Here is a 16,561-nt window from a genome sequence, read left to right on the forward strand (position 1 = left end):
CCGCAGTGCGGGGCTTTTTGTTGCGGGTCACAGGCTGGCGGGCAGGTCGCTGCGCAAGATGGCGTAGTGGCGCAGGGAGATGAAGCCATCCCCCTTGCGTTCGCACTCCCGCGCGGTGCCCTCGTAGTGAAAGCCCGCCCGCTCGAGCAGGCGGGCGGAGGGGAGGTTGGGCTCCTCCACCACCGCCAGCAGCCGGTGCAGCTCGCTGGTGCGATAAGTGAGCGGCAGCCACAGCCGCAGCGCCGCGCTCATCACCCCCTTGCCCCAGTGTTCGGGATAGAGCCAGTAGCCCAGCTCGGCCCGCCGGTGAGCCGGGTCGGCATCGTTGTAGCCGATGGCGCCGAGCGGTTCGCCCGTGTGGTGGTCACGAATGAGGTGCCAGGCGCCGCGGCCGGTGCGGATCAGCTCGGCATACCAGGCCATCTGGGCCTGGCACGCCGTCAGGCTGTCGTAGCTGACGCCGTAGTAGGCGACGACCCGCGGATCCGACAGGCCGCGGAAGATGTGGGGCAGATCGGCGTCGCTGACCGGATCCAGCCTGATGTGGGGTTGTTGCGTTGCTGTCATGGTGTCTCCTTGCGGCCAACCAGAGTTGGCCGCGAGTGGTGAGTCAAACAGGGATGGCTGGCAGAGCCGGTTTATGGCTCTGCTCATGATCCGACCAACCCGAGCTGGTCGGTGAGCCTGGCCAGCTCGTCACGCCACTGCTGCTGCAGGCGCGGGGTCTGGTGCCTGGGCTTGCGGGCCAGATCGGCGGCGAGCAGGGCATCGAGTTCATACCAGCGTGCCAGCAGCGCCTCTTCGTCATCCGCCGGGCCGGCCGGGGCCTGCCCCATGGCGAGGGCGGCCAGGTCTGCCTTGTCTGCTGCCGGCGAGGGCGCATCGCCGAGCAGCTCGGCATAGGCCCGCTCGGCGCTGTGAGCCTCCTGGATGCGCCCATCCTTGATCAGCCAGAAGCGGTTGCAGCTGCGCTCGATCAGCTCCCGGTCGTGGGAGACCAGCAGCACGCCCCCCGGGAAGGCGGCAATCGCCTCGGCCAGCTGCTCCTTGCCCGCCAGATCCAGGTGGTTGGTGGGCTCGTCGAGCCAGAGCATGTGGTGGCTGCCGAGCGACAGGGCGAGAAACAGCAGCCGTGCCCGCTCGCCCCCGCTCAAGGTGTGCACCTGCTGGCCGTGGCGGACATAGGGGAAGCCCGCCCGGATCAGCGCCTGACGCCGGGTGGTCTCCGGCAGAGGGGCCAGGGGGTACAGCGCGTCGCTCAGGGTGGCGTCGTCCGCCAGCTGCTGCAGGGACTGATCGTAATAGGCGATGCTGGCGCCGGGGTGGCAGTACCAGCCCGCCTGCGGGCTCTGCGCGGCCAGTTCGCGCCAGCACTGGCGCAGCAGGGAGGACTTGCCGGTGCCGTTGGCTCCGAGCAGGGCGACCTTATCTCCTGCCCGCAGCCAGAGCCCTTCGGCGCGCAGCAGCGGCGGCAATGCTGGCGCCGGTGCCACGTCGAGGGCCTCCAGCCGCAGCAGGGTGTCGGCGGGCAGGCTCAGTCCGCGCAGCTCGAGCCGCCAGGGGGCCAGCGCCGCGACCTGGCTCTGCTCCTCCTGCAGGCGGGCGATGCGCTTTTCCATGGACTTGGCCTGGCGCACCAGCTTCTCGTTGTCATGCTCCCGCCCCCAGATGGCAAGGCGTTTGCTGCTGGCGCTCAGGCGGTCGATCTCCTTTTGCTCGTCGGCCCGGCGCAGGCGGGCCTGCTCATCTTCGGCGGCCAGCGCCGCCCGCGCCTGGCTGCAGGGCAGGGCGAAGCGGTGCAGCTGGCCATCGCGCAGGATCAGGGTCTGCTCGGTGACCCGGTCCAGCAGGCGACCATCGTGGGAGACCAGCACGAAGGCACCGCGCCAGCCCAGCAGAAACTGCTCGAGCCAGAGCAGGGCGGGCAGATCCAGGTGGTTGCTGGGTTCATCGAGCAGCAGCAGGTTGGGTTGGCGCAGCAGGGCGCGGCCTATCTGCAGCCGGCTGTGCTGGCCGCCGCTCAGCGCACTGACCGGCAGCGCGGCCTGGGCCTCCAGCTGCAGCTCGGCCAGCAGCTTGTCCACCTGCCACTCCGCGCTCGGATCGTTGCCCAGTGCATCCAGCAGCACGGCGCGGGTGCTGAGGGTTGAAAGCCTGGCCGGCAGTTGCTGGGCCACGAACTCGCAGCGGCAGGCGGCCGCCTGCACGACCCGGCCAGCCTGGGGTGTGCGCTCGCCCGCCAGCAGTGCCAGCAATGTGCTCTTGCCGCAGCCGTTGGCACCAATCAGGCCAAGCCGGTCGCCTGCGCGGATGCCGAGTTCGAGGTGGTCAAATAACGGAAGGTGCCCCGCACTCATTTGCAGGGAATGGGTACTCATCAGGGTTGTCATGCTCTTGCTCTCTTAAATCGCGGGATCGAAGATCCCTGTCATCAGGAGCGCTGGCGACAACGGCAGAGTCGAGAAAGGTCTCGGTATGGAAGGGAGTCGGCTTTGCTCGAACCCGCTATCGCAGCGCGATGGTATGCAGGCAAGAGCACGCGAATGTGCCGAACAGGCGAGCCGAGAACATCGGACACGCTTGGATAACCATTTTTTACCTCCTTGTGTTTCGTGATGGCACGGTGCGGCGATTATAAGCGCAGAAAAAATAACCGTCTATCCATGGCGGTGCCCTGCGGGTGAGGCGGGAAGGTGCTTTGTCAGCGGCAGGACAAAAAAACGCCCCGCTGGACGGGGCGTGATGATGGGGGTCAGTCGCGCGGGGTCTTGAGCGCCTGGATCACATCTTCATTGGGGGCCAGCCCCTCCACATGGTTGAAGCTGTCCAGCCCCTCCTGCGGGTTGATGGTGAAGGCGTCGGCGCTCAGGTAGCTGCCGCTGCCGGCACTCTCGACCACGACGATGAGCTCGGGCTGCTTGTCGCCGTTGAGATCCAGCAGCTTGAGCTCCTTGATGCTGCCATCGCGCGGCAACACCTTGCCGTCGATGAACTGATCCAGCGGGAACTGGGGGTTGGCGCCGGAGTAGAGGCGCACGTCGTAGCTGCCGGTGGAGGCCGGTTCGCCGCGCCCTTCGCTGACGGTCACTACCTGGCCTGAGGGCAGCGTCAGCTGTTTGAAGAACCCGTCCGCCGCCTGGCTGGCGAGGGGCAGGGTGAGCAGGCCGAGTGTCATGAGCAAGGCTTTCATCGGTTTGACCCTTGTTACTGCGGCGGCGGTTGCCCGCCACCTGTGTCACTGTGCGAACCGGCCGGGCAATCCCCGCCGGTTCGCGTCATCCGCCCCTCATCGGGGCGGTCATTACCAGATCTTGACCCGTTTGGCCGGGTCCAGATAGAGCTTGTCACCAGGCTGGATCTTGAACGCCTCGTAGAAGGCGGGGATGTTCGGTACCACGCCGTTGACCCGGTATTCCGGCGGCGAGTGGGGATCCGAGGCGAGCAGCATCTGCATCAGCTCGGGGCGATACATGCCTTTCCACACCTGGGCCCAGCCGAGGAAGAAGCGCTGCTCGCCGGTGAAGCCGTCCAGCACTGGGGCCTCCTTGCCATCCAGCGACAGCAGGTAGGCCTTGTGGGCGATGGTGAGGCCACCCAGATCGCCGATGTTCTCCCCCAGGGTGAACTGGCCGTTGACGAACTGCCCCTTGATGGGCTCGAAGCGGTTGTACTGGGCCACCAGCCGGCTGGTGCGGAAGCGAAACTCCTTGAGATCCTGGGGCGTCCACCAGTCGCGCATCACGCCGTCACCGTCGGATTTGGCGCCCTGATCATCAAAACCGTGACCCATCTCGTGGCCGATCACCCCGCCGATGGCGCCGTAGTTGACCGCGTCATCCGCCGTCATGTCGAAGAAGGGGGGCTGCAGGATGGCAGCCGGGAAGACGATCTCGTTGTTGCTCGGGTTGTAGTAGGCGTTCACCGTCTGCGGCGACATGTGCCACTCGTCTCTGTCTACCGGCTTGCCGAGGCGCGCCAGGTTGTCGGCGTATTCGAAGGCGCGAGCCCGCTGCAGGTTGCCCACCAGATCGTCGGCACGGATCGCGATGGCGCTGTAGTCCTTCCACTTGTCCGGGTAGCCGATCTTGGGACGGAATTTGGCGAGCTTGGCCTGGGCCTGTGCCTTGGTGGCCGGCGACATCCAGTCCAGCTCCTCGATGCTCTGGCCGTAGGCGGTGCGCAGGTTCTCCACCAGCTGCTCCATGCGGGCCTTGGCCTGGGGCGGGAAGTAGCGCTCCACGTAGAGCTTGCCCACCGCCTCGCCCAGATGATCGTCCAGCACGCCGAGGGCCCGCTCCCAGGGGGCGCGCTGCTTGGGCGTGCCGCTCAGGGTGGTGCCGAAGAAGGCGAAGTTCTGGGCATCGGTCTGGCTGTCGAGGTAGGGGGCGTAATCGGTGATGAGGTGCCACTTGAGGTAGGCCTGCCAGTCGCCGACCGGAGTCTGCTGCATCACCTCATTGAGGGCCGCGAGATAGGTGGGCTGGCCGATGATGAGGCTGCTCTGGCCGGCGAGGCCGGCCTGGGTCAGGTAGGCATTCCAGTCGATGGCGGGGGCGAGGCGTTTGAGCTCGCTCTGGGGCCCCTTGTTGTAGTTCTTCTCCCGATCCCGCAGGGTGACGTTGTCCCACTGGATCCGGGCGAGTTTGCTCTCAAGCGCCAGGATGTGCTTGGCCTTGGCCCCCGCATCCGCCTCGCCGAAGCGGCCCAGCATGGTGGCGATGTGCTGCTCGTATTTCTGGCGCAGCGCCTGGCTGGCGGCATCCGTCTTGAGGTAGTAGTCCCGATCCGGCAGACCGAGCCCGGCCTGGTAGAGGTAGACCGCATAGCTGTCCGGCGCCTTGGCGTCGGCATCGACCCAGAAACCAAACGGGGCACCGCCGCCGTTGCGACCGCTCTGGGCGAAGGCCCGGGCCAGATCCTGCGGCGTGCGGATCTGCTCGATCTCGCTCAGCATCGGCATCAACGGCGCCGTGCCCTTGGCATTGCGGGTCGTCTGATCCAGATAGCTCTGGTAAAGGTCGTGGATCTGCTGGGCCGGTGTGCCGGCGGCAGCCTTGCCGTCCAGCCCTTCTACCAGCACCCGCACGTCCGCCAGGGATTTGTCACGCAGCATGTAGAAGGCGCCGTCGGCGGGCCTGTCGTCCGGGATCTTGGCGGTGGAGAGCCAGTGGCCGTTCACGTAGCGGAAGAAGTCGTCACCGGGTTTGACGCTGGTGTCCATGTTGGCCAGCGCGAGGCCGGAGTGTTTGTCTGCGCCGTCCGGGGCCTGACTGCAGCCGGCCAGCAGGGCCAGCCCGACGAGGGCGGCCAGTATGCTTTTTTTGTTGTTCATTATGTTGGATTCCAATTCGGGTTATGCGGCTTCCTTGCCCACGCAGGGAGCGTCTCACTCTAGCAGCCGGGTTAGCGCTTGATAAGCCCGAGTCTGCTAAGATCGGCCTGGTCGTATTGGGGAAGCCTATGATTTCTCGTATTTATTCTCGTTTTTGTCAGACTCTGCCAGCGCCGGAAGGTTCCCGCGGTCTGCTGGTGGCCTTCAGCGGCGGACTCGACTCCACCGTGCTGCTGATGTTGGCGGCACGTTTTGCCCGCGCCCACGGCCTTGCCCTGCGTGCCCTGCACGTCCATCACGGCCTGAGCCCACATGCCGACGAGTGGGTAGCTCACTGCGAAACGGTGTGTCAGCAACTGGCGGTGCCGCTGCTGGTCGAGCGGGTGCAACTGCAGCGGGATAGTGGCGACAGCCTGGAGGCGCAGGCGCGGGAGGCCCGCTATCTGCGTCTCGCCGCTCAGCTGGGGGAAGGGGAGTGGCTGCTCACCGCCCACCATCAGGACGATCAGCTGGAGACCCTGCTGCTGGCGCTCAAGCGCGGCGCCGGCCTGCGCGGGCTGGCGGGCATGGTGCCGAGCCAGCCCTTTGCCGGTGGCCTGTTGCTGCGCCCCTTGCTCGAGGTGAGCCGGGCCGAGCTGGCCGAGGCGGCGGCCAGTCTCCCCTATGGCTGGGTGGAGGATGAGAGCAATCAGGATGAGAGTTATGACCGCAACTTCCTGCGCCAACGGCTCATTCCCCAGCTCAAGGCCCGCTGGCCCGCCATGGCCCAGACCGCGGCACGCAGCATGGCGCTGTGCGCCGAGCAGGAGGCGCTGCTGGAGGAGCTGGCAGAGGCCGACTGGCGGCTGGCGGCAGCAGGAGAGGCGCTGCAGATCGCGCCGCTGCTGGCCCTGTCAGGCACCCGGCGCAACAACCTGCTGCGTTACTGGATCCGCCGCCAGGGGGGCGAGATGCCCTCCCGCGAGCAGCTCGGTCTGCTCTGGCAGGAGGTGGCGCTGGCACGGGAAGACGCCAATCCCCAGCTCAACTGGGGCGGGCAGAGCTGCCGCCGCTTTCAGGGCCGGCTCCATCTGGTGCGACCCGGGCTGCAGCCTCGCCACGAACAGCTGACATTGGCCGTGGGGGAGACGCTGATCCTGCCGGACGGGCTGGGGGAGGTGCGCTTGCTGCCGCGGCTGGAAGGGGAGGGGTTGCGGCTGCCAAGGGCGGACGAGCCGCTGTCGGTGCGCTTCGGGGTGGCAGCCGGCAGCATGCTCAAGCCGGTAGGGCGCGGCGGCAGCCGGCGCCTCAAGAAGCTGCTGCAGGAGTACGGGGTTCCCTCCTGGCAGCGCGGCCGCATTCCCATCCTCTATTACGGCGAGCAGGTGGCGGCGGTGGGCGAGCTGTTTCTCTGTGACGGATTCATGACGCAGGGCGCCGGTCTGGCCTGGCACTGGCTGCCGGTCGCGGCCTGTCAGCCCCCGGCATGACTCTCTCCTTCGCCAACGCGGATAACGCACAAGGCCGGCATATGCCGGCCTTGTCGTATTCAGCGGCGGGCCGGTTCAGTCCAGCAGGCCGGCCTTGCCCGCCTTCTTGCGGGCATAGAGGTGGGCATCGGCAGCCTCGTACAAGCTGTGCACGTCCACCCCGGACTGCCAGCTGGCGGCTCCCAGGCTGCAGCCGACCGAGAAGGTGCTGAGCTCCTTGTGGATCATCAGCATGTGCTGCAGGCGCAGCCAGACCGGGCGCCAGGCCTCGGGCTCGGCGGGTTGCAGCAGCAGGGCGAATTCGTCACCGCCGAGGCGAAACGCCTGATCCGTGCTGCGGATGCAGTGAGTCAGCAACTGGGCGAAGCGGCTCAATACCAGATCGCCGACCGGATGACCCCAGGTGTCGTTGATCTGCTTGAAGTTGTCGAGATCCAGCAGCACCAGCACCAGGCCGTGGGATTCCCGGCTGTGCTGCTCCACCGCCCGGCCGATGGCCTCGTCGAAGTAGGAGCGGTTGCCGAGCCCGGTCAGGTGATCGAGCCTGACCTGCAGCTCCAGCTGTGACAGGCGCAGGTAGAGGGGCAGGGGCAGGCAGAGCAGCTGGTGATACTGCTGCAGGATCCGCTGCTGGCTGCCGCTCAGGGCATGTTCCAGGGTGTAGTGCAACTGGCCGATCAGCTGACCATGTTGGCCGCGCAGCTCGAACGGGTAGCTGTGCAGGGTCAGGCTGGCCTGGGGCGGATGCTGGATCAGGGTATGAGGCTGGCCGCAGTCGAAGTGCAGGCTGTGGATCCGGACAATTCTTGCCGCACGATCGGCAAAGGTTGCCAGCAGGCTGCCGAGGTCCATCTGCACCAACAACAACTCGAGCAACTGGTTGCGATCCTGACTGGCCAGCGGCGTGAGCCGCTCCATCTGGCGAACCCACTGCTCGATGCCATGTCCCAGACCATTCAATGATGATGTGTTTTCCACGGTACAGCCCTCAAACAACCTACTTCCTGACACTTACCTGCAATCCTTGTGCCCAAAATATGTTCGATGCGAACAAGAGTGGCTGGCTAGGCTTAAGTAGATAAAAAGGGAGGAAATATTGTACGCAGATGTGTTGATCCTGCTGCTTGCCGCCGTCTTGTTGGTGGCGATTTTCCGGCGCCTCGGCCAGCCGGTGATCCTCGCTTACCTGCTTGCCGGGGTACTGCTCGGCCCCTATGGCGTCGCCGTGATCACCGGCCAGGCGATCATGCAGACCATCGCCGAGCTTGGCATCGTCTTTCTGATGTTTTCGCTCGGCCTCGAATTCTCGCTGCCTCGGCTCATCGCCATGCGCCGGCTGGTGATCGGGGTGGGCGGTCTGCAGGTGCTGCTCACCTCCCTGCTGTTTTTCGCCATCGCCTGGTGGTGGGGCCTGAGCCTGCCCCAGGCGCTGGTGGTATCTGGCACCCTGGCGCTCTCGTCCACCGCCGTGGTGATCAAGCAGCTGGGGGAGCAGAAGCAGCTGCACACCCGCCGCGCCCAGCTCGGGGTGAGCGTGCTGCTGTTTCAGGATCTGGCGGTGGTGCCGCTGTTGGTGATGATCCCCATCCTGGCCAGGCCCGAGATCCAGGGCAGCGCCCTGCTGGCGGAGATCGCCTGGGCTACCCTCAAGGGACTGTTTGCCCTGCTGAGCCTGCTGGCGGTGGGCAAGTGGCTGCTGCCGCTGCTGTTTCACGAGGTGGCGCGAGCCCGCTCCGACGAGCTGTTCGTGCTGAGCGCCCTGCTGGTGGCGCTGCTGGCGGCCTCGCTGACCCAGTGGATGGGGCTCTCCATGGCGCTGGGGGCCTTTCTGGCGGGCATGATGCTGGGGGAATCCCACTATCGCCATCAGCTGGAGGTGGACATCCGGCCGTTTCGGGATGTGCTGATGGGGCTCTTCTTCATCACCATCGGCATGACCATGGACTGGCAGCGGGTGGCACAGGACTGGTGGCTGGTGGCAACCAGCGTGCTCTGCCTGATCCTGTTCAAGTCCCTGCTGGTGCTGCTGGCCGGCCGGCTGATGGGGGAGCGCAAGCGCGATGCCATGGCGGCGGGGATCATGCTGAGCCAGGTGGGGGAGTTCGGCTTCGTGCTGCTGGCACTGGCCAACCACCACGGTCTGCTCGACCATCGGCTGGTCTCCCTGCTTATCGGCATCGGCGTTACCTCCATCGCCATGACGCCCTGGCTGGTGTTGCAGGCCCATCATCTGGCCCGCTCCCTCACCGATCCGGCCCTGCTTACCCGCTCCGAGGTGGCCCAGTCGGGCCTGAGCAAGAGCCAGCACGTGATCATCGCGGGCTTTGGTCGGGCCGGCCAGACCTGCGCCCGCTTTCTCAAGCAGGAGGAGATCCCCTTCCTGGCACTGGATCTCGATCCGGAGCGGGTGAGCGAGGCCAAGTCGGCGGGGGAGCAGGTGGCGTTTGGCGATGCCAGCCGCCGCGACATCCTGCTGGCCGCCGGCCTGCTGCGGGCCAGGCTGGTGCTCATCACCTTTGACGATCACAAGCGGGTGGAGGCCATGCTGGCGCTGATCAGGGAGCTGGCGGGGGAGGTGAAGGTGCTGGTGCGCACCCGGGATGACAGTTTTCTGGAGGCGTTCAAGCGGGCAGGGGCCTTTGAGGTGATCCCCGAATCCCAGGAGGGGGCCCTGATGCTGGTCTCCCACCTGCTGCTCAACTGCGACATCCCCATCGGCCGGGTGATCCGGCGCATGGAGCACGAGCGCAGCAGCCAGTACCGCTTTCTGCACGGTTTCTACTGGGGGGATCAAAGCGCCGGCAATCTGGAGACGGATCAGCTGCTCGAGCGGCTGCACCCGGTGCTGCTGCACGAACAGGCCTGGGCGGTGGGGCGCAGCGTGCAGGCTCTGGCGCTGGAGACGGTGCGGATCAAGGAGGTACAACGCGGCGAGCTGAGGCTGGAGCCCAAGCCTGAGCTGGTGCTGGCGGCAGGGGATCGGCTGGTGCTGTTCGGCAATGGGGTGGCGGTGGAGCAGGCGGAGCAGCGCCTGCTGGAGGGGCGCTAGCCCTCCCTCAAGGTATATTTATCCTCGCCGAAGGTGAGTGAGCCGCTTGCTGGTGGGCGCGCCGGCCCACCTTCAAGAGCCCATTTCAGGCTTCGACCGGTACCATCTCCTCTATCCCCAGAAACGCTTCGACCCGCCGGCGCTCGTTCAAGGTATCCAGGTAGCCCAGCTTGATCAGCTGCTGGCAGTAGCCAGGATAAAACATCAGGAAACTGGCCAGGCTGCTGGTCTCGTCCCCCGTCACCCCCAGTACCCGCAGCAGGCGGCGCAGGTGCACCGGCAGTTTGCGCAGATAGGCCAGCGCCAGCAGGTCGAGATCCTGGCTCGGCTTGAGCACGCAGGTCTCCACCCGTTTGAGTTTCAACCGGTTGCGCTCCCGCTCCGGGATGAGATCCAGGGTCTGGTTGATGCGCCACAACCGCTCCAGGTCCGAGTTGAGGGTATCGGTGAAGACGGTGTCCAGCAGGTGGCTGGCGATGTTGGAGCTGGTCAGGTGGCCATGGTGGAAGGTGGGCGCCGTGTGCGCCGGTGGATCCAGGGTGATCAGCAGGATCCGCTCCGCCCCCAGGTGGATGGCGGGGCTGAGCGGGCTCAACTGATGGATGGAGCCGTCGCCGTAGAACTTGTCGCCGATGTGGGTGGCCGGGAAGACGAACGGCAGCGCCGAGGAGGCGAGCAGGTGATCCGAGGTGAGCAGGGTGCGCAGCCCGCGCCGTCTGGCCCGCTCCCACGGCAGGTGCTCGGCTCGCCCCTGAAAGAAGGTGGTTGAGAGGCCGTCGTCGTAGTCGGAGGCGGTGATGGCCAGCGCCTCCAGACTGCCGTAGAGGATGTTGTCGTCGATGCGGTGATAGTCGATGAGCTGATCCAGCAGGCGGCGCAGCGGCGCGTTGTCGAACAGGTGAAAGGCGTGGTTGGTGTGGGGATTGATGAGCCCCGCCGAGCCCTCATACATCAGCCGCCACAACAGGCGCCCCGGGTGAAAGTCGAAGATGTGGTGGGTCTCGAAGCGGCGCCAGACCCACTCCAGCTTGCGTACCCCCAGATGAAAGCAGGAGGCGTAGCAGGCCAGCGCGGTGACATTGATGGCGCCGGCCGAGGTGCCGCACAGGATGGGAAACGGAATGCCGAGATTGCGGGGATAGAACTCGGCGATCGCCTTGAGGGCGCCGACCTGATAGGCGGCACGGGCACCACCACCGGTCAACAGAAGAGCTGTGTTGGGTTTGGCCATGATACTGCGCCTTATGCATGCCACTGGGGGTGTTGCCACCGAGCAATTTAACTATAAGACGCTGTATCAAATATAAAAACAGGCCTGCCAACCATTTTTTGCAGGCCCTTTTTGAGGCTGTTTAGTTGGCGCGGCGGGCGGCGCTCAGCTGATCGAACGCGGCGAATGCGGGGGCACTGGCGAGGATGCGGCCGTGGCCGAGGCCGCGGGTGCTCACCAGCCGGGTGCGGCCATCCTGGGTGGCGCGCAGGGAATCGCCGTGCGGTGCGAAGCGGTCCTCCTCGTCGTGCACTATGATGGCGGGCCCGCTGCGGCCGGCGAGCCGCCCCAGCGGGTCGACCGTGCTCAGGGGGTGCTGGTACTCCTGCTCAATCTCCTTGACCACCGCATCGAACAGCCGGATGGAGTAGCCGGAGCGCGCCACCATGCCGTAGAGCTGGGGCACGTAGTCGAGCACCGGCGAGATGAGCAGCAGCGGCAGGGCATCCAGCTCGCGTCGGCGGCTGGAGAGGGTGACGGCGCCCCCCATGCTGTGGGCGATGACGCCCTGCAGTGGGCCGCACTCCGCGGTCATCTTTTCCACCAGTTCGTCGAAGGCGCGCACGAAGCGGGGCAGGTGGCCGGTATGGCCGGCGCTGTGGCCGTGGGCCGGGTGATCGTAGGCAATGGCCGTGAAGCCCTGGGCCGCGATGTGGCTCATCAGCGGGTAGAACTGGCCGGCGCTGCCTGACCAGCCGTGCATCAGCAGCCAGACCGGCCCCTGGCCGAGTCGGTAGCTCATCAGGGTGCCTTCGCTGGTGTGCACGGCCTGTTTGACCAGTTCGGCCGGTGCCGTGTCATCCCGCTGGTTGCGCTGGGGGGTGAGCAGCAGCTTGCTGGCGGTGCGCTTGGCGTGAGCGGGGGCCAGGGTGTGATGCAAGCGGGTGCCAAGGCCAAGCAGCCATTTGCTCGGGCTGAAGCGGCGGGTGTTGAAGTAGATCTTGCTGCTCATGGTCATCCTGTGGTTTTTATGTGCGAACGGTCGTGCTTTTTTGTCGGTTTTAAAAAAGAGAGGTCAATCCATCAGCGCCAGCCATCCAGCAGCAACTCCACTTCGGGCCAGAAGTGGCGGGCCGGATCCTGACACAGATCGAGGGCATTGAATACCTGATCCGCCAGATAGAGACCATAGAGGCGATAGACGGCGCGCCAGGGATCCATGTCGCTGCGCCACTCGCCCTCGCTCTGTCCCTGCACCACCTGGCGGGCCAGGTAGTCGAGCCAGAAACGCACCAGCTGGCGGGCGGCCTGTTGCACCTCACCTTCTTGGGCCGAGGTCCAGGCGTCGAGGAACATGCAGCGACCGGCGAAGCACTGGTTCCAGGCCAGCCAGGCCTGCAGCAGGGCCGTCAGCTTCGCTCGCTGGCTGCCGTGCTGCTGCTGGCGCACCGGCTGGATCACCCGCTCCCGGAACACCTCGGCGGCGTACTCCAGCACGGCAATCTGCAGGTTGTCGCGGGACTGGAAGTGGGCGAACAGGCCGCTTTTCGACATCTCGCAGGCGCTGGCAAGGGAGCCGATGGTGAGGCTCTCCAGCCCCTGCTGGCTAGCCTGCTCGAACGCAGTCTGCAAAATGTTGTCGCGGGTCAGCCGGCCCTTGCTCATCGCACTCTCCTTCATTGATCTGGGCAGCATAAAGTACGACCGTGCTATTTGTCGAGCGGCAGATACGTTGAGGGCTGGATGGGAGGGCTAACCCTCCTTGATATCCATCTGCTGCAGGGCGATAACCGCCTGGGTGCGGTTCTTGACACCGAGTTTTCTGAAGATAGCAGTGATGTGGGCCTTGATGGTGGCCTCGGAGACGTTGAGCTCCCAGGCGATCTGCTTGTTGAGGCTGCCGTCGCGCAGCATCACCAGCACCTTGTACTGCTGGGGGGTGAGGCTGGCCAGCTTGCTGGCGAAATCGGCGCCGTCAGTGGGCTCGGGGTGGAGCGAGATGCCGGCCGGCACCCAGTTGTCACCCCCGATCACCGTATTGAGGGCGTTGACCAGCTCCTTCATCGGCGCCGATTTGGGGATGAAGCCGAGCGCGCCGAGCCGCAGCACCTGCTGGATGATGGCGGGCTCTTCCGAAGCCGACACCACCACGATAGGCAGGTCGGGATATTGGCCGCGCAGGTGGGCGAGGCCGGAGAAGCCGTTGGCCCCCGGCATCTTGAGATCGAGCAGCAGCAGGTCGACTTCCGGGTGCTCACCCAGCAGGTGGGCCAGGCTGTCGATGGAGTCCGCTTCCAGCAGCTGGGCATCGTCGATGGCCATGTGCACCGCTTGATAGAGGGCGCCCCGAAACAGGGGGTGGTCATCTGCGATGACGATGGTAAATTGGCTGTCCATTGCTCACATTAGTTGCTAACTGATTGTTTTGGAAAATCAAACTAGCACCGCTCCCGGAGAGGGTCAAACCTGCCGGCGTGCAAATGTGAAGCGACCGTCGGATGTCGGGCCATTGGGGCAGATGGGATGGTCATGAACAACCCATGCAGGAGGCAATAGATGGGATCTCTGGTATTGACGGTGGGCACTGGCTCCACCTGGGCGATGCGGGCGGCACTGGTGCTGGCCATGAGCGGGCTGGAGTGGCAGGAGCAGGTGTTCGACCTGGAGGATGCCAAGGAGCTGCAGCGGCTCAAGCGACTGGCCCCCGCCGGCCTGGTGCCCTGGCTCGATCACGATGGCGTGCGGATACACGACTCGCTGGCCATCGCCGAGTTCCTGCATGAGCTCTGCCCCGCGCGCCGGCTCTATCCCGAAGCGCGAGCCGAGCGGGCGCTGGCCCGCAGTCTCTGCGCCGAGCTGCACGCCGGTTTTCGCCAAATTCGCACCCTGCTGCCCTTCTTCCTCGGCGCCCCGACCCGCAGCGAACCGCCGGTGGAGGCCATCGGCGAGCTGGCCCGGCTGCAGACCATCTGGTCCCAGGCACGGGGCCCCTTCTATTTTGGCGAGGCGGGGATCCTCGATGCCTTCTATGCGGTGATGGCCTACCGGCTGGCGAGCTACGGCATCCAGCTGCCCGGGCAGGCGGGCGCCTATCAGCAGGCGCTGCTGGCCTGGCCGCTGTGGCAGCAGACCCTGGTCAAGGCACGCCTGCAGTGGCCGGCAGCCGCTCATCAGCCGCAGTGAACCCGCGGGTGAAACAGCCTGTTTGAACGACTGGTGTAAACAGAGAGGGGAGCCACTGGCTCCCCTCTCTAGTTTGGGTTTGATTCCTTAAGCTGGATTACGGCTGGCGGCCGGCGAACACCACCACCACCTTGTCATCCCCCTTCTCCCGCACGAAGGCATAGGGGCTGTCGGCCAGTTTCTTGTGGCTGCCCGCCGCCACCGCCGGGTGGGCGGCGCGGAACTGGCCGAGCCGTTGCCAGTGTTTGACCAGCTCGGCCTTCTCGCCGCCGGCCAGCTCCTGCCAGTTCATGTCGGAACGCAGTGCCTGATCGAACACGCCGCCATCCTTGGCGAGCCCGCGGCCGGACTCATCGCCGTAGTAGATTTGGATGCCGCCCGGCAGCAGCATGAAGCTGCTGGCGACCCGGCGCTGCAACGGCACGTCCTGATAGTCGCCGAAGAACAGCTTGGTGTCGTGGGAGCTGATGTAGCTCAGCACGTTGAACTCGGGGTCCTGATTGATGCGGCTGGCGTAGCCGGCATAGGTGGGCTCGGCGCTGGCCAGGCACTGGGCCTGGGGCAGGGCGAACTCGCGCTGATAGTCGAAGTTGATCAGCGAATCGAAGCCGTTTTGATACCAGAAATCCTTGGCCACCCCGTGATCCCACACCTCGCCCACCATGTAGAAGGGCAGGTCATCGAGCTTCTTGGTGGGGTTGGCGGCTTTCCACTCCTTGAGGGCGGCGGTGCCGGCCTGCTTGAGACGGGCCCACACCTCGGGCTCCAGGTGTTTGACGGTGTCGGCTCTGAAGCCGTCGATGCCGAAGCGGCGTACCCAGTCGGTGTGCCAGGCAATCAGATAGTCGCTCACGGTGGCGTTGGGTAGCACCTTGGCCCTGGTGTCCTGTTTAGCCGCCAGCAGCGGCGGCAGCCCCACCGGCTTGGTGGATTCGGTGAGGAAGTCCGGCAGCCCTGCCACCGAGCCGGTGACGTCATCGGTGCCGGGCTGCGGGTAGCCGGGCAGGCCGGCCCGCACCCAGTCACCGCTCCACCACTGGTCCCACTTCGGCGACTGGTAGTCGATGAACTGGTTGTAGCCATGCCAGTTGAGGCCGCCGCTCGGTTGCCACTGGTTCCAGCGGGCTGGCAGTTTGCCAGTGTTCTGGGTGAGATCGGTGAGCCCCAGATCTTGCAGGTCGGCGAGGGTGGCGTAGCCGGCGTGGTTCATCACCACGTCGAGGATGATGCGGATGCCGCGCTTGTGGGCCTCGTCCACCAGGGTCTTGAGGCTCTCCTCGTCGCCGTAGTTGGGATCTATCTTGGTGAAGTCGAGCGCCCAGTAGCCGTGGTAGGCGTAGAAGGGGAAGTTGCCCTGCTCGCCACCGCCGATGAAGCCGTGCACCTGCTCCACCATGGGGGTGATCCAGATGGCGTTGATGCCAAGCTGCTTGATGTAGTCGAGCTTGGCGGTCAGCCCCTTGAAGTCACCGCCGTGCCAGGTGGCCACTTCATCCTGACCGTCCTTTTGGCGTCCGAAGCTGTGGTCGTTGGCGGGATCGCCGTTGTTGAAGCGGTCGGTCAGCAGGAAATAGACGCTCGCCTGATCCCAGCTGAAGGGGGCCGCGGTGGCCGCCTTGACCGGCTCGAGCAGCAGCAGGCCGCCGCTCTCTTTACTGGGCGTCAGGGTCAGCTTCCCGCCCTTGACCACCCCTTGCTGGCCGGAGTAGGCGTCCCGCAGCTGGGTGCCGTCGGGCCAGACTCCTTTCAGGGATACCGTGACCGGGCCGCCATCCCAGCTGATGCAGGGTTCTGCTGGCGGCTGGCGCTTGAATTCGCTCTTCTTGGTGGCTCGCAGCACCTTGAGGCTGGGGGTATCGGGGTTGAAGGTGAACTGATAATCCCCCGCCAGCATCACCCGCAGGTTGAAGTGCTGCCCCTTGCTGCACTTGTCCATGGGCTGGGCGGTGCCGAAGGGGAGCGGCTTGGCCTCGCTCGGGCCGAAGCTGGTGCCGCAGCTGTTGCCCGCGTCGCTGATGCGGATCTGGTGGCTCCCCTTGGTGAGCGGATGGGTCAGCTGCACGGCCCCCTTGTCCAGCGTCAGCGGCGCGCCGACCGGCTGGTCATCCACGTAGAGGCGCACCTCGGCGGCCATGGCCTGATGGAGGAAGAGGGGGCTGGCCAGCAGGGCGAGCCAGAGGGGAGAAACCGAGGGAGTGCGACGCATAAGCCATTCCTTGCTGGGGTTAAGCGGACCAGATTGCCGTCAATGGGGCTCATTCTAGGAGGCATGAGGGCGGGCTTGGACAGGCAAACCGTCGATTTGTGACATCAGTTCA

13 protein-coding genes are annotated in these 16,561 nt (G+C 65.6%); 3 read left to right on the plus strand and 10 right to left on the minus strand.

Annotation, left to right across the window (positions count from 1 at the left end):
* Positions 1 to 27 precede the first annotated feature (27 nt).
* The 4 genes from E5E97_RS10545 to E5E97_RS10560 form a co-directional block, all read right to left on the minus strand.
* Positions 28 to 567, minus strand: coding sequence for a GNAT family N-acetyltransferase (locus E5E97_RS10545; RefSeq protein ID WP_171280247.1), 540 nt, complete (start codon positions 565 to 567; stop codon positions 28 to 30).
* An 83-nt stretch (positions 568 to 650) separates the two neighbouring features.
* Complete coding sequence (locus E5E97_RS10550; protein WP_171280248.1) at positions 651 to 2,390, minus strand: ABC-F family ATP-binding cassette domain-containing protein; 1,740 nt, start codon at positions 2,388 to 2,390, stop codon at positions 651 to 653.
* Positions 2,391 to 2,752: 362 nt separating this feature from the next.
* The gene (locus E5E97_RS10555; protein ID WP_016349890.1) at positions 2,753 to 3,190 is read right to left on the minus strand and encodes a PliI family lysozyme inhibitor of I-type lysozyme; all 438 of its coding nucleotides are present in this window, start codon (positions 3,188 to 3,190) and stop codon (positions 2,753 to 2,755) included.
* A 111-nt stretch (positions 3,191 to 3,301) separates the two neighbouring features.
* Entirely contained in the window at positions 3,302 to 5,332 is a 2,031-nt protein-coding gene (locus E5E97_RS10560) for a M13 family metallopeptidase (RefSeq protein WP_162902005.1), read from the minus strand.
* A 128-nt stretch (positions 5,333 to 5,460) separates the two neighbouring features.
* Here E5E97_RS10560 and tilS point away from each other — a divergent pair, with 128 nt between their 5' ends.
* Positions 5,461 to 6,801, plus strand: a complete 1,341-nt coding sequence (gene tilS / locus E5E97_RS10565) for a tRNA lysidine(34) synthetase TilS (protein WP_118881712.1) — start codon at positions 5,461 to 5,463, stop codon at positions 6,799 to 6,801.
* 75 nt (positions 6,802 to 6,876) lie between these two features.
* Here the strand turns inward: tilS and E5E97_RS10570 are convergent, their stop codons facing one another.
* Positions 6,877 to 7,797: a GGDEF domain-containing protein gene (locus tag E5E97_RS10570; protein WP_029301567.1), complete on the minus strand. Its 921-nt coding sequence runs from the start codon at positions 7,795 to 7,797 to the stop codon at positions 6,877 to 6,879.
* A gap of 100 nt (positions 7,798 to 7,897) precedes the next feature.
* Between E5E97_RS10570 and E5E97_RS10575 the strand changes: the two genes are divergently transcribed.
* On the plus strand, positions 7,898 to 9,850 hold the full coding sequence (locus tag E5E97_RS10575) for a cation:proton antiporter (protein WP_171280249.1): 1,953 nt from the start codon (positions 7,898 to 7,900) through the stop codon (positions 9,848 to 9,850).
* An 85-nt stretch (positions 9,851 to 9,935) separates the two neighbouring features.
* Here E5E97_RS10575 and E5E97_RS10580 read toward each other — a convergent pair whose 3' ends face one another.
* The 4 genes from E5E97_RS10580 to E5E97_RS10595 form a co-directional block, all read right to left on the minus strand.
* Positions 9,936 to 11,081: a patatin-like phospholipase family protein gene (locus E5E97_RS10580; RefSeq protein WP_024946021.1), complete on the minus strand. Its 1,146-nt coding sequence runs from the start codon at positions 11,079 to 11,081 to the stop codon at positions 9,936 to 9,938.
* A 121-nt stretch (positions 11,082 to 11,202) separates the two neighbouring features.
* Positions 11,203 to 12,072, minus strand: coding sequence for an alpha/beta hydrolase (locus E5E97_RS10585; RefSeq protein ID WP_171280250.1), 870 nt, complete (start codon positions 12,070 to 12,072; stop codon positions 11,203 to 11,205).
* Positions 12,073 to 12,143: 71 nt separating this feature from the next.
* Entirely contained in the window at positions 12,144 to 12,725 is a 582-nt protein-coding gene (locus E5E97_RS10590; protein WP_043163093.1) for a TetR/AcrR family transcriptional regulator, read from the minus strand.
* Between the two features lie 87 nt (positions 12,726 to 12,812).
* Complete coding sequence (locus tag E5E97_RS10595) at positions 12,813 to 13,457, minus strand: response regulator transcription factor (protein ID WP_118881711.1); 645 nt, start codon at positions 13,455 to 13,457, stop codon at positions 12,813 to 12,815.
* 159 nt (positions 13,458 to 13,616) lie between these two features.
* Between E5E97_RS10595 and E5E97_RS10600 the strand changes: the two genes are divergently transcribed.
* On the plus strand, positions 13,617 to 14,243 hold the full coding sequence (locus E5E97_RS10600) for a glutathione S-transferase (protein ID WP_118881710.1): 627 nt from the start codon (positions 13,617 to 13,619) through the stop codon (positions 14,241 to 14,243).
* 97 nt (positions 14,244 to 14,340) lie between these two features.
* Here E5E97_RS10600 and E5E97_RS10605 read toward each other — a convergent pair whose 3' ends face one another.
* Entirely contained in the window at positions 14,341 to 16,449 is a 2,109-nt protein-coding gene (locus E5E97_RS10605) for an alpha-amylase (protein ID WP_118881709.1), read from the minus strand.
* Positions 16,450 to 16,561 lie beyond the last annotated feature (112 nt).

Source organism: Aeromonas sp. 2692-1, assembly GCF_013085505.1.
In the GTDB taxonomy this organism is placed as follows: domain Bacteria; phylum Pseudomonadota; class Gammaproteobacteria; order Enterobacterales; family Aeromonadaceae; genus Aeromonas; species Aeromonas hydrophila.

Coding starts and splice junctions, on each gene's coding strand:
- E5E97_RS10545 (WP_171280247.1), bottom strand. CDS start 567: ATGACAGCAACGCAACAACCCCACATCAGGCTGGATCCGGTCAGCGAC.
- E5E97_RS10550 (WP_171280248.1), bottom strand. CDS start 2,390: ATGACAACCCTGATGAGTACCCATTCCCTGCAAATGAGTGCGGGGCAC.
- E5E97_RS10555 (WP_016349890.1), bottom strand. CDS start 3,190: ATGAAAGCCTTGCTCATGACACTCGGCCTGCTCACCCTGCCCCTCGCC.
- E5E97_RS10560 (WP_162902005.1), bottom strand. CDS start 5,332: ATGAACAACAAAAAAAGCATACTGGCCGCCCTCGTCGGGCTGGCCCTG.
- tilS (WP_118881712.1), top strand. CDS start 5,461: ATGATTTCTCGTATTTATTCTCGTTTTTGTCAGACTCTGCCAGCGCCG.
- E5E97_RS10580 (WP_024946021.1), bottom strand. CDS start 11,081: ATGGCCAAACCCAACACAGCTCTTCTGTTGACCGGTGGTGGTGCCCGT.
- E5E97_RS10585 (WP_171280250.1), bottom strand. CDS start 12,072: ATGAGCAGCAAGATCTACTTCAACACCCGCCGCTTCAGCCCGAGCAAA.
- E5E97_RS10590 (WP_043163093.1), bottom strand. CDS start 12,725: ATGAGCAAGGGCCGGCTGACCCGCGACAACATTTTGCAGACTGCGTTC.
- E5E97_RS10595 (WP_118881711.1), bottom strand. CDS start 13,457: ATGGACAGCCAATTTACCATCGTCATCGCAGATGACCACCCCCTGTTT.
- E5E97_RS10600 (WP_118881710.1), top strand. CDS start 13,617: ATGGGATCTCTGGTATTGACGGTGGGCACTGGCTCCACCTGGGCGATG.
- E5E97_RS10605 (WP_118881709.1), bottom strand. CDS start 16,449: ATGCGTCGCACTCCCTCGGTTTCTCCCCTCTGGCTCGCCCTGCTGGCC.